A 13,174-nucleotide genomic window follows, 5' to 3' on the forward strand; every position below is an offset into this window, starting at 1 on the left:
CCTATCCCACCTGATCGCACAAAGGACTCGAATCGGCCACGAGGGCGAGATCCTTTGAGAAGAGGTACATCATCTCATCGTCGGTCAGCACGGCGGAACAACTCGCAAGGAGTTCGGCTGCCTTGAGTTCTTCGGGCGTGTTCGCGTTCACGAAAACTGAAAGATCCATGCCAAGTCCGTCGAGCAGATCGGCGCCGTACGTCACCATGTTCACGTTCGGGTACCAGGAGTCCGCTCGCTTCCTGCCTTCGCCAAGTGCGTCTCGCACGGCATCCCGGCAGACGTCCTTTCGGTACACCGCGTGGAACGGCTCATGCCCGGATGCCGTGAGGGGAACAACGGCATCCGCACCCGTCCGGCACATCAGCTGCAACTCAGCTATGAGCAGCGACGAACTCACAAAGGCCATGTCACACGCAAGCACACAGACCAACTCGTGATGAGCGACGGAAAACGCCGTGAAAAGACCACCCAAGGCTCCGCGCCCGGGGAGGAGATCGGGGAACACCTTTAGCCCCAGGTAGGCGAAGCTCTCGGGTGAGTTGCTGGTGATGAGGATCTCGTCGGCAACCGGCGATACCCGCTCGATCACCCGCTCGATCATCGGGCGCCCGAGGAACGGCACCAAGGCCTTGTCCGTGCCCATGCGACGCGACTCGCCCCCGGCCTGAATCACCACGCTCACGCGTGAGCAGTCTCTCCCGCAGCCCGGACCACAGTTGCGTGCTTTGCGCGCGCTCACCGGTCCTGCATCTCCCTCGGGTCGTGCTCCGAGTTAGGAGGCGTCGAGATCACGACACCGTGGACATCGAGCCACCAAAGCGTATGCCTAGGAACGTGCAACGCGGGCTGGTGCGCTCCCGCGTAGCCCAGCGCACGGATGAGTGACGCCGCATGCGCGAGATCGGTCGTGTCGTCGATGTCGGCTACCGGCCCGAGACATGCCACAGGTATATTCTTCTCGGCGGCCTTGGCGATGTAGCCGTCCAGCGCTGCTCTGCCCATCAGGTTGTAGTAGACGCCTGTGGAATCCATAGGAGTCGTGTCGGTATAGCCGATGAGGGAAACGCCGCATTCCTGGCAGGGTGCCTGGACGAATCCCCCCACTTCCGAGTAGGACGAGAAGTAGTCGAGCCACTGGAATGCCGAGACGATATGGCTCGGGGGCATCTGCGGCAAGTCCCCGCCCACCGCCACGACCGAGGAATAGCCGGCGGCGAACAGCTGGGCGAATGCATCGTCGAAATGCTCGTCGAATGTCTTGCCCGAATCGATCATGTAGTTGATTGGCGCGGGCCACGGGCCGCCCTCATCGAAGACCTTCTCAAGGTGCGGCTGGTGTTCTGCGGGGCTGGTGCTCACGAAGAGGTCGTAACGGCGTTGTGCGCCGTCCGTCTCGGCGGCTGCGGCCGCGGAGAGATCGGCAAGTGCCGCGAAAGAGATCTCGGCCATGTCCAGCAGGCAGTGCTTGAAGAAGTCTGCAGCCTCTTCGGGCGTGAAGATCCCGCCCCGCGCCTCGGTGAGCCTGGTCTTCACGACCCCGGGCAGCGGGGCCTTGGCGAAGAGCAGCAGGGCGTGTTTCTTGTCAGGCATAGTGATATTCGCATCCTTCGCTTCTGGTGGCCGTCTTCTTGTCATGTGTAACGGGAAAGATTCTGCAAGGGATCCCATTGTAAGTCCATGTGCCGATGAGAGGATCGGAGCCGTCGAGGTCGGAGTTGGTGAGCACGTTGGCGTTTGAGATCCACGCTCCCCCGAGGTCTGGTTCCACCGGTGGAGCGTCGGGGTACCACCATCCGTACTCCGTGCTGACGACATCCGATGTCATCTCGGTGATCTTCGCCAGGAAGCGTGCCTTGCCGCGCCCGGTTTCCACCTCGATCGCATCACCGTCGGAGATCTCGTAGCGCTTCGCAGTCGTTGCGTTCATCTCGGCGAGAGGGTTGGTATGGAGTTTCGAAAGCGAGGCGATCTGATGATATGAAGAAGCATAGAAAGGCTGCTTGCGCGCTCCAGTGATCAGGGTGAGCGGGAAGCTCTGGTTCACGTCGAGCGTGGGCTTCGGGGTGGGCAGCGGTTCATAGCCGAGCGCCTCGAGAGTGTCGGAATACAGCTCGACCTTGCCGCTCGCTGTTGCGAATCCGCACCTGTCTCCCGTAGCGGGATCGACGTCGTCGTGCTTGAAGTATCCCGGCGCGACGTGATAGAGGCCCGTTCGACAGAACTCCGCGAAGGTTGTGCCTGCCGAGACAAGCGTGGCCGAGATGCTGTCGGCTTGCGTCTCCCAAGGCCAGAACTCGTCTTGGCCGAGGCGAAGGCCCAGCTCTCTCCAGAAGAAGTAGTCGGCCTTTCGCTCGTAGTAGGGCGCGACCGCCGCGTCACCCCCATACGCGATGTTGGACGTACCGGCGTGAGTCTGGAAGAGCGGGCGCTCGAGACCACCGGCCGCCGGAAGAATGTAGTCAGCAAGCATCGCAGTCGAGGTCTTGTAGTACTCAAGCGCCACCAGGAGATCCAGACCCGAAAGTGCGGCGTGAATCTTATCCGTATCGGCCTGCGTCAGCAAAGGATTCGACCCCATGACGATCATCGCCCGCACGGGATACGGGTCGCCCTCGAGCATCGCCCGCCATACGAGATCGGGATGAGCGGAGGTGAGGTAGCGCATCGGAAGACGCTTTCCCGCACGCATCGTGAGTTCGTTCACGCGGTCGTAGCCTTCCGGCGTCTGCAGAATTAGCTGCCCGCTGTTCAGATGGGCATCTCGGCAGGACTGCGACATGAGGTCGGAAAGCTCCAGATCGACCTCGGGCGTAAAGTCGGGCATCTCGGCCACGACCGAGGACCCGGGGCGGTCGACATTCCCGGTGATCGCGCGCAGGATCGCAAGCGCGCGATGGGTGGGCGGCGTGTTCGGGCCGAGCTGGTCGATACCCCGGCCGGAGACCAGCGCCGACGCGGGGCTTTCTGCGAAGATGCGGGCCGCACGCTCGATGTCGGAAGCGGCAACACCGGTGACGTACGAGACAGCGGCGGGAGTGAAGGGCGCCACATGGGCGCGCAGCTCTTCAAAGCCGTGGCACCACTCCTCCACAAACGGGCGGTCGAAGAGGTTCTCGGCGATGATGACATGGATGAGCCCGAGCGCGAGCGTGCAATCGGTGCCCGGCCAGGGGGCCAGCCACAGATCCGCGCGCATGGCCGTGCGAGTCTTCCTGGGATCGACCACGATCAGCGGCTTCTCCCCCGCCGAGAACTCGCGGATCGCCCGCCAGAACGCCGAGTTGTCGGACTCGGCAGGGTTGGTGCCCCAGAGCACGAGAGCGCCGGTGACCTCCGGGTTGAAGTCGGCCTCGATCGGCCAGCCGAACGTGAGCGTATTCATCCAGATGCCGGGGTTCCAGCAGATCTGGCCGATGCCGACGTTGTTGGGGCTGCCGAACAGGTTCATGAAGCGATGCAGCGGCCAGTAGGTCGCATGCGGCCCCCCGATGGAGGTCGCAAGCGTCTCAGGACCGAACCTCTTGGCAAGGCCGGCGAGTCTGGCCGCGATGTCGTCTAATGCAGCTTCCCACGTGACGCGCTCCCACTCTCCGCTTCCGCGCGCACCTACACGCCTCAAGGGATAGTTGACGCGGTCGGGATGATCGAGAATCTCGACGGTCGCGCGCCAGCGCGCACAGCCCTTCTGAATGCGCGGGTCGTAGGGAAAGCGGGACGGGTCCGGCTCAACCGATACCACCCGCCCGTCCTCAACGGTCGCCGTCAATGCGCAGAGATAGCCGCAGAACCGGCAGTTCGTGGGAGCGGTCGTCACGGCCATCTAGGCCACGCTCCCTTCACACAGCTGGTCCGCCGTTGAACAGCCGGAAGCCGCCCATCCCGTGAAACACTGCGCCTGCGACAGGCGCTCGAATACGGATTCGCCCTGTTCACCCGCGAAGAGCGCCTCAAGGCTGGCCCGAACACCCGCCCATTCGATTCTGGTCCCGAAGAAGGCCTCCAGATAATGGAGAACCTCTCCCGGCTCGGAGTGCTTGGACAGCAGATACCCGCATGTCACACATGGAATCACGAGGTGATCGGCGCCGGTGGATCGGAATTCGTCGATTCGGGTGCGCCCGCGGGCCTCGTAGAGATCCGGGTCGACCGCCGAGACCATACCGCCGGAACCGCAGCACATCGTGTTCGCGTGGTGATGCTCCATCTCGACGAGTTCGCAGTCCGAAAGAATCGCCCTGACGTCGTCACCAAAGAGCCCGCATCTGTCGCGGCACGAATCGTGAACCGTCACGCGCCCGAAGTCTGCGATCCGTGCGCCCAACTGCCTCATGACCGCAGATAGGGGGACGACTTCGATGCCGCCCAATCGGCCATCGAGCTCAGCTTGGCAACCGGGGCAGGCCGTGATGACCTTCGTCGCCCCGGTCGCCGAGAAGAGCTCGGCCATGTGCTCGCGGAGCTTCTCGGCGCGGTCGGCGAGGCCGAGGCTGATGAGCGGGCTTCCGCAGCACAGGTCGGAGATCGAGACGCGCACGCCCTGCTCGGCAAGCCATTCGCACGTGCGGCGGGTGAGTTCGGGCGCATAGGTTGCCATAATGCAGCCGGGGAAGAAGACGGCCTCGCAGGACTCTCGGGTCAGATCGTGAAACGAGATCCCGTAGTCGTCGCGGTAGACGCTGAAGAGGTTAAAGTCGTGGTCGACGGCCACCGTCTCGAAGCCTTCCGTGGATAGCACGCTGTCGAGCGCCAGACTTTCCCTAGCCGCCGTCATGACCTGGTGCGCGTCAACATCGACGGGACAGTCAACGCAGCACAACCCGCACAGAGCGCACCGCAGCACGGTGTCGACGACGGTCTGATCGGCATCCGGAGACAGAATGCCACCGGCGACCGCGCTCATGCTCAGACCCGCATCGCCGAGGATGTCGCATGTTCTGGTGCAGGTGCCACACCGCAAGCAGTTTGCAGCCGCGTCGCTCAGACGAGCGACGGCGTTTTCGCGGCTCATCAGGAGTTCACTTCGCGAGCAGGTGCGCCGAGCGGCTGATCTTCCGCGGAGTCGTCCTCGTAGAGCGCGCGAAGGTTCTCGTTGACTTGGACCCAGTCGATCCACACATCGAACACCATCTCCAGGTAATGCAGCACCTCACCGGCGCGCGCTGCGTCATTGAGACGGTGGGCGCAGTTCACGCATGCGGTCACGAGGTGCTCGGCTCCGACGGCCTCGAATTCGGCCATGCGGACACGCGCGAGATCGGCGCAGCGCTGCGGATCAGCCGAGGAGACCAGTCCTCCCGATCCGCAGCAAAGGGTACAAGCCCCCGAATGCTCCATTTCGACAAGTTCGTAGCCGGAGAGAATGTCGCGTACGTCATTGCCGATCGTGAGATCGAACCTGTCCGGGCAGGAATCGTGCACGGTGAGGCGCTCGGATCCCGAGACCCGCATGCGAGCATCCTTGAGAAGCGACGAAAGCGACACGACCTCCACGTCGCCAAGCCGCCCCTTGAGCTGGTAGAAGCAGTTGGGGCATGAGGTGACGACCCGCGAGGCGCCCGTCGTCGCAAGTTCTTCCATCAGATTCGCAAGGCACTCCACTGAGCGCGCAGGAAGTCCGGCAAACGTGAGCGCAGCGCCACAGCACGAATCGATGACGCCCACTGTCGTATCCCGCCGCTCAAGCCACCCGTGTACACGGCGCACAAGCTCGGGAGAGTACGCAGACAACGCGCAGCCCGGGAAGAAGACGGTGTCGCATCGCTCGCGCGCGAGATCCTCAAACGAGATCGAGAAGCGTCGCTTGTAGTCGATGAATGCGTTGAAATCGCAGCCGGTGAAGAGGCCCTCATACCCGAGCGACGATACGACGCCGGCTTGCACAAGCACCTCTCGCGCTGCGAGCATGATCTGTTTCGAGTTCACACCCGAGGGGCACTCCACACAGCATCGGCCGCACAGATTGCAGCGTGAAACCACGTCCACGAGACCGCCGAAGTCTTCGGCAAGAACACGGCCGGCCACCTCCCCGATGGCCAGCCGCTCCTTACCAAGAAGGGCACAGGTATCCGTGCATATTCCGCATGAAGCACACTCATCGTGGGCGGCACTCAGGCTTTTGCGGGCACTTTCAATACTCATTGCGGACTTCCTTGCGTGCCGGACATAAACTTACTCCCACGCCTCCATGAACGCCTCGTCACCCTTGGGCAACCGCTCCCAGTAGCACTCCTCACCTGTGAAAAGGCGCCGGTCATCAGAATAGACAACCAAGAAGCGCAAGAAGATTCCGCCGATGATGGCGAGAACCGGAGCGAGCAGGCCAGCTGCAGCGCCGCCGAGAGCGTAGAGCCCGAGCGGCAGCACAAGCCCGACAAACACGAGCCCGCCCCAGAACGATGCCGAAAAAGAACCCGAGAGCCACCGTGAAGCGGCCCGCTTTGCGGTGGGGTTCGAGGACGTGTACATCATGATGACATAGAGCAGGATCACGATCAGTTCGAAGACGACGAGAACGATATCGAGCGTGTGCAGGGCCTCATGCACTGAGGCAACCTCCTCGGCAGTTCCGGCAAACGGCCAGATACCTGCCAGAAGTGAGTCCGCAGCCGCACCCGTGGACAACCCTGAGACCGTGAAGAGCACGGGCAGCGCGGGAGTGTTCCAGAACGGGCGGGCCTTGAGGCTCGAGAGCATGATGCCCGTGTAGAGCACGACACCCGTGGCAAGCACTAGGTCGATCCCGGCCACTACCTGCTGGAGTCCCGCCATGCCACTCCACGGGAACCATCCCGTGAAGAAGCTGAAGTTGACAGCATTGACGCCGATCAGTATCAGGAGCATCCACGCACCGAAAGTAAGAATCGCTTTCTGCGCCGAGAACACCCTCCAGAACTGCAGCGGGCGACCCAGCTCGAAGATCAGGAAGAAGCAGCCCAGCCCGACGCATGCGGCCGCCACCAGCAGTGCGAGTGCGAATACGTCACCTTTGTTGAAGAAGAGGTCGAACACGGTGGCAAGGATGGTCATGCCGCCGCCCAAGCCCCCCAGAAACAGGTAGCTCGCGATCGGCCACGCCCAGAAGTGTTTCTCTCTCATCCCTGTCCTCCTAACCCAATGATGTAGTAGACCTGCGGATCGGTGTCGAGCTCCTCCAGGAGCCTGACCGTGGCAAGCGAGTTGACCAAACGCGAGACATCGCTATTCGGATCGTCGAGATCTCCAAAGATGCGCGCACGCTGATGGCACGTCTTCACGCAGTGGGGCTCCTTGCCTTCCCTCACGCGGTCCTTGCAGAAGTTACACTTTGCGGCCACACCAAGTTCGTGGTTCATATGACGCGCGTTGTACGGACACGACTGGATGCAAGCCTTGCATCCGATGCACTTGGCGTCTTCGACCCACACGATGCCGTCGGCATCCTGCTGAGACGCGCCGGTCGGACACGCACCGACGCATGCCGGGTTGTCGCAGTGCATGCAGATGAGCGGCATGTGGTTCATGTGCACGTTGGGGTAGACCCCGACGGGCCCGTCTGTGAGAACCGGGTTGTAGATCATGTCGGTCGGCAGTTCGTTCCACGTCCTGCAGGCAACCGTGCACGAGTGGCACCCGATGCAGCGCCTGGTATCCATCACCATCGCGTATCTGGTCATTTGCGGCCCCCTTCCGTGTCCTTGTACACGCGGCACAGAAGCCCTCTGTTCGCCCAGCTGCCGCCCATCGCGTCGCAGTGCGCGTCATCGGTTGCAGTGAGCACGTTGGTGTTGGACTCCAGCGAGCCGAATGGGTCCGCACTGTCGTGCGTGCGCTCGGGGAACCACCAGCCTCTCGGCGTGAAGACGACGCGCTCGTGAATACCGTTTGTAAGGCTTGCTTTCATGCGGATACGACCGCGTAGTGTCTCGATCCAGGTCCAGTCGCCCTCGACGATACCCAGAGAAGCCGCCATCTTGGGGTTGATCTCCATGTACGGCTCGGCCTTCAGGAAGCGAAGCTGCTTGATCTGGAAGTGCTCCGAGTGGTGGTAGGGCATGAATCCGCCGCCGGTAGTGAGGACAAGCGGGTACTTCTCGGCCAGTTCCGGATCGTCGATCTCGTTTTCCGGAGGGCCTACATACGTCGGAAGTGGCGGAAGACCCAGCTCCTCGAACACCGATGAGTACAGCTCCACGCGCCGGGATGCAGTCGCAAACCCGTTCTCGCCGTACTTGTAGTACTCCATCTCCGGGAAGTGGAAGCGATATCTCTCGACGAAGTCATCGTAGCTTGTGATGTCATAGCCGAGCGGGTAGATCATGTAGTAATAGGCCTCTTCCTCGTTGTCCCAAGGCCACATATCGACCTGACCAAGGCGATGTCCCAGGTCGTGCCAGAAGGTGTAGTCGGTCCTACGCTCGAACTTGGGTTGAATCGCTCGTTGGGAAGCGATGAGGTAATCGGCACACCCGTAGTTGTTGTGGATGATCGGACGCTCGAGTGCGCCGGCGATCGGAAGCACGTAGTCGGACAGAAGGGCCGACGACGTCATCCAGTACTCGCATGTGACCAGGAAGTCGACAGCCTTGAGGGCCTTGAGGACCTCCTTGCTGTCACCGTAGGAGTTCACCGGGTTGGTCGCCGAGACGATGAGAGCCTTGACCGGATATGGATCCTCAGTGAGGATCGCGCGGAAGACCGACGGTGCGTGGGCCTCACACATCCACTCGGCCGTAGGCGCCTTGCCCCACGTCGCCTTCGAGATTTCCGCGATACGCGCATAACCGGGCCATGTGGTGAGCTTGTACTTGTCGGCACCGATCTGCTTGGCCTTCTGCTCCTCAGGTAGCCAATCGTTGGCTTCCATCTCCTCGTCGGTCACGTACTCGAGGCTCGGGCCGGTCATGACGTCGCCGCCTGGGCAGTCCAGGTTGCCGGTGATCGCACGAAGCAGGGCACGAGCGTGCATAGCCGCTCCCGCAGCCTGGCCGATCTGGTCGACCGAGTTGCCCCACTGGATGTTGCCGGGCTTGGTCGTTGCATACATCCTGGCGCTCTCGCGAATGAGCTCAGGGTCAAGCCATGTCAGGGGCGCTGCCCACTCCGGCGTGTACTGCGCGACGTGAGCTGCAAGCTCCTCGAAGCCCACGCACCAGTTGTTGACGAACTCGGCGTCGTAGAGACCCTCGTAGATGATGACGTTGAGCCATGCCAGCGCAAGTGCGCCGTCTGAACCCGGACGAAGCGGAAGCCACATGTCGGCATGCGCCGCTGTCTCGGTATACCTCGGGTCGATACAGATGATCTTCAGGCCGCGCTTCTGCAGATCGGTGAGGCCGCGCATTCCAGGCATGCCTGAGGCACCGGGGTTCTGCCCCCACAGCACGATCACGCGGCTGTTCATCAGGTCGGTCTCGAAAGGGCTCCATCCCGAGATCGCGGTTTCGACCATGAACGTCGGGATCCAGCACAAAAGGGCATTGTGAAAACCGTTGGGGCTGCCGAAGAGGTTCATGAACCTGCGGCGCGCCCAGTCGTCAGTGCGCAGCGTTCCGCCGGCAGTGGCAACCGCTTCTGCTCCGAACTCATCTTTGATCGCAGCAAGCCTCTCCGCGATCTCGTCCAGCGCGGTCTCCCAAGGGATCTCCTCCCACTGGTTGGCGCCGCGTTCGCCCACTCGCTTGAGGGGCTTGTTGATTCGAGCGGGGTGGTTCAGATGCTTCAGCGCTATGTTGCCCCTGCAACACAGAGCGCCTTGGTTCGTGGGATGGTTCGGGTCGCCCTCGATCGCAAGTACGTCGCCATCTTTGACGTACGCGAGAACGCCACAGTTCTGGTGACAAAAGTAACAACTCGACTTTTTCACCACGATCCCTGGGTCAGTGAGATCAATGTCTTCCAGCTTCACGTTTCCTCCTGTGTTCTTGCCAACCTGCAAGCTGTTGCACGCCATCGAAACATACCGAAGAATCACCGCCGCGCCATCGCATCGAGATGCTTATCTTGCGGCCCCGGCATCAGCCTCTGGGGCTGATACACGGTTCAGCCTACACATCGCCGAGAGACCCGTGAGGGATCCAAGAGCATCCTGTTCGGCAAGTATAGGGGCTGGTCCAGGGCAGAGAATCACCCTTGAGGGTTAGGGGGGTTATTCTCGGCAACCACGAGAATCGACCCTTCCGCCGGAAACCCTAGCGCCGAGCCGCGGCAAACGAACGACGGGGCTCGGCGCTAGGTCGATCTCAAGCCTGCGGCGGCGCCGGAGGCATCTTCGGGCCAGAGGGCGGTGCCTTTGGCGTGCCTGGGGGAGGAACCGCACCGGGCGCACTCATCCCGGGGGCGCCGGGGGCCTTCACGCCGGGAGGAGCAGCCAGCTTTGGGAGTGCCTCTCCGCAATTCGAGCACGTCTCAACGCCGTCGGGGTTGATGGTCTGACATTTCGTGCATTTGTTCCCTTTCTTAATTGCTGCTGGCCGGAAACACATGCTGCTACTCTCCTTTTTCGGGTAGTGCCGGACCGTACTCTGGACAGAAGCAACACGGAGATCAGCCTTAGAGACTTCCAAGAACCCTTACCAAGGCGAAAATTCTCTCCGTCGCCACTCCGACCCTAGTCCAACGTACAGCAACGCCGCGGTTGCCGAATCATATGAAGACGTCGATTCTTGCCACGAAGCGTGGCGACAGGCTAATCAACTTCGTGCTATCGGCGGCTATATGACCGCATTGACCTATACTGGCGCCATGCTGATGCAAGCCGCGCCATGGCGATCGACGACGTGTCGAGACAACCCGGAGCGATGTCAGGACATTTGAAGGAGGTGCCCTATGTGTTTGGCCTGTAACCCTCTGTGCGGCGGTTGTAAGCCACCCAGAATGACGACGGTCCTCTGCCTGCGGTGCAAAACATATGGCATCTTCGACATCGAGATCTCAGAAAACCCCACCAGAAAGTCCTGCCGGACATGTGGCTTCGATGTGACAGAACTCGCCGTGCCACCAATCGTCCACTGCGAGAGCAGTGGCATGCTGTGCGCCAACCCCTGCGGCTTTCGCTCGAAAGCTCCTGAAGACGGCGTGCCGGTTGAGTGCAAGAACATCACGCACCCGCTCGCGGATCGACCGTCAACTCCGCGTTGAGTCAGAACGCACAAACATCGGCCGGGCACGCCCGATCGGACCCAGATCCCAGCCTAGATGCTGATCCGAAGGCCGTCATGCGCGAGGTGGAGATGGTCTCCGCGGTCCTGCAGGTGGGCTTCCAGCTCTGGGCCGGTCATCGGCGAGTCGTAATGCATCGAGACATGCGTCAGGTACAGTTCCTTCACCCGAAGACCCAACGCAATCTCGATCGCCTCATCCACCGAGAGGTGATCCTCTGGCATCCAATTCTCGCCGAAGAACGTCGCGCCCAGAATCAGTGCGTCGACTCCCGCCACCGCTGCCGCCGTCTCGGCAGGCAAGGGGCCCGTATCGGGAAGATAGGCCGTCCGGCGACCCTCCGGCGTCTCCATCAGGAAGCCGAGTGTGCCTGCCCCATGCGTCACCTCGAGTGCCGTGTAGGTGACCCCGTCCAGTTCGATCGCATCGCCGACATCCAGAAGCCGGACGTCGAGACAATCCTCCATGTAGCCGAGGGCCGAATGGAGCCACTCTGCGCTCTCTCGGGTCATATACGCGGGTATGGTGGCTCTGCGCCGCAGCCGGACGTAGAACTCCAGTTCCGGCAGCCCACCGACGTGGTCGAAATGCGTGTGCGTCAGGATGAGGTTGTCGATGCGGTCGATCCCCTCGCGTAACAGCTGCCCACGCAAGTCAGGTGATGCGTCGACCAGCGTGTTCTGCTCCCCTTGCACCAGAATTCCGCACCGAGTGCGCCGAGAAGCCGGGTTGGTCTCGGCCTCCTTGCAAGCAACGCAGTCGCAGTAGAACGAAGGCACACCGTTAGCCGCACCCGTGCCGAGAAACCCCAGTCGCATGTCTTGTCCCTATCCCTCGCCGCGCGCCTTCGCGAGTTCGCCGAAGCGCTTCCCCCATGCCCTTGCAGACGCTAGGTCTTCCTCTGTCGGCCGGTATCGGCAGGCGAATGCCGCCTCCGGCATCTCAAAGCCGATCGCGGTCAGGCGCTCGGCCATCTGTTTGGTGCCCTCGCCCGACCAGCCGAAGGAGCCGAACACGCCGGCGAGCTTGCCTTGCGGGGCAAGCCCAGCCATGTACTGAAGATAGCCGGCGACACGGAACAGCATCCCGTGGTGCAACGTGGGCGAACCTAGGAGCAGCGCGCGAGAATCAAGCAATTGCCTAGTCACGGTCGATATCGGCGTTACCGCGAGGTCGAAGAGGTGGACGTCGACACCGGCCTCGGTTGCCCCATCGGCGATCTCGTGCGCAAGAACGTCGGTCGAACCCCACATCGTCGAATACGCCACGACCAGCTTGTCGTGGGTCTCGCCCGCTACGAGCCTCGCGTAGACGTCTTCGGCGGCCGCTACGTCGGCACCGCGCCAGATGACTCCGTGCGAAGGCGCGATCGTACCGCACTGCCAGCCCTTCTCCGCGAGCTTCGCGAGGGCCTTGGCAACCGGCTTGTAGACGGGCATCAGGATGTTCGCGTAGTAGATCGTCAGCTCCTCGATCGCCAGATCCAGCCCGACCTCATCGGCGAATCTCTCCGAGGACGCCAAGTGCTGGCCGAAGGCATCGTTGGGCATGAGCACGCACTCTTCGGCACAGTAGGTGAACATGGAGTCGGGCCAGTGGACCATCGGCATGGGGAGAAACTGCAACGTCCTGCCGCCCAGGTCGATCGTGTCGCCTTCGCCCACTGCCGATACCTCGAGGTCCGGCCCGTGGTACGCGGCGATTCCCCGCACTCCGCCGGAACTCGCGACGACCTTTGCCTGCGGCATCACTTCCATGACCGCGCGCAGGCCGCTGTTGTGATCAGGCTCCACATGGTTGACCACGATGTAGTCGATGCGGTCGAGCGGGACAACCTCGGTGATGCGTTCGAGCAGCTCGGGCACGAACGGCAGTTTCACCGTATCGATGAGCGCGATCTTGCCCTCGCCAAGGACAAGATAGGCGTTGTAGGTCGTGCCGCGAGGTGTCTCGAAACCGTGAAAATCACGTAGGTTCCAGTCGATGGCACCAACCCAATGGATGTGCTCGGAAACGGAGATCGCCTGCATGGTTG

Annotated in this window: 10 protein-coding genes; all 10 read right to left on the bottom strand. The window is 62.0% G+C overall.

Annotated elements, in window-relative coordinates:
• Position 1: 1 nt before the first annotated feature.
• The 10 genes from HGA39_03715 to HGA39_03760 all read right to left on the bottom strand — a co-directional run bounded on the left by HGA39_03715 (position 2) and on the right by HGA39_03760 (position 13,169).
• Complete coding sequence (locus tag HGA39_03715; protein NTW28454.1) at positions 2 to 742, bottom strand: molybdenum cofactor guanylyltransferase; 741 nt, start codon at positions 740 to 742, stop codon at positions 2 to 4.
• Positions 739 to 1,593 carry a DUF2064 domain-containing protein gene (locus HGA39_03720; protein NTW28455.1) on the bottom strand — a complete coding sequence of 285 codons (855 nt, stop codon included), beginning with the start codon at positions 1,591 to 1,593 and terminating at the stop codon, positions 739 to 741. The genes HGA39_03715 and HGA39_03720 overlap by 4 nt, the downstream gene beginning before the upstream one ends.
• Positions 1,586 to 3,823 carry a molybdopterin-dependent oxidoreductase gene (locus HGA39_03725; protein ID NTW28456.1) on the bottom strand — a complete coding sequence of 746 codons (2,238 nt, stop codon included), beginning with the start codon at positions 3,821 to 3,823 and terminating at the stop codon, positions 1,586 to 1,588. The genes HGA39_03720 and HGA39_03725 overlap by 8 nt, the downstream gene beginning before the upstream one ends.
• Positions 3,824 to 5,011: a (Fe-S)-binding protein gene (locus HGA39_03730; GenBank protein NTW28457.1), complete on the bottom strand. Its 1,188-nt coding sequence runs from the start codon at positions 5,009 to 5,011 to the stop codon at positions 3,824 to 3,826. It lies immediately after the preceding gene.
• Positions 5,011 to 6,141 carry a (Fe-S)-binding protein gene (locus HGA39_03735; GenBank protein NTW28458.1) on the bottom strand — a complete coding sequence of 377 codons (1,131 nt, stop codon included), beginning with the start codon at positions 6,139 to 6,141 and terminating at the stop codon, positions 5,011 to 5,013. Before HGA39_03735 ends, HGA39_03730 begins: the two co-directional genes overlap by 1 nt.
• Before the next feature lie 30 nt (positions 6,142 to 6,171).
• Complete coding sequence (gene nrfD / locus HGA39_03740) at positions 6,172 to 7,098, bottom strand: polysulfide reductase NrfD (protein NTW28459.1); 927 nt, start codon at positions 7,096 to 7,098, stop codon at positions 6,172 to 6,174.
• Positions 7,095 to 7,655 carry a 4Fe-4S dicluster domain-containing protein gene (locus HGA39_03745; GenBank protein ID NTW28460.1) on the bottom strand — a complete coding sequence of 187 codons (561 nt, stop codon included), beginning with the start codon at positions 7,653 to 7,655 and terminating at the stop codon, positions 7,095 to 7,097. Before HGA39_03745 ends, nrfD begins: the two co-directional genes overlap by 4 nt.
• Complete coding sequence (locus HGA39_03750; GenBank protein ID NTW28461.1) at positions 7,652 to 9,931, bottom strand: molybdopterin-dependent oxidoreductase; 2,280 nt, start codon at positions 9,929 to 9,931, stop codon at positions 7,652 to 7,654. The genes HGA39_03745 and HGA39_03750 overlap by 4 nt, the downstream gene beginning before the upstream one ends.
• Positions 9,932 to 11,171: 1,240 nt before the next feature.
• Entirely contained in the window at positions 11,172 to 11,957 is a 786-nt protein-coding gene (locus tag HGA39_03755; GenBank protein NTW28462.1) for an MBL fold metallo-hydrolase, read from the bottom strand.
• A gap of 9 nt (positions 11,958 to 11,966) precedes the next feature.
• Entirely contained in the window at positions 11,967 to 13,169 is a 1,203-nt protein-coding gene (locus HGA39_03760; protein ID NTW28463.1) for an FprA family A-type flavoprotein, read from the bottom strand.
• Between the last annotated feature and the right edge of the window lie 5 nt (positions 13,170 to 13,174).

The organism is Coriobacteriia bacterium, from assembly GCA_013336165.1.
Classification (GTDB): domain Bacteria; phylum Actinomycetota; class Coriobacteriia; order Anaerosomatales; family JAAXUF01; genus JAAXUF01.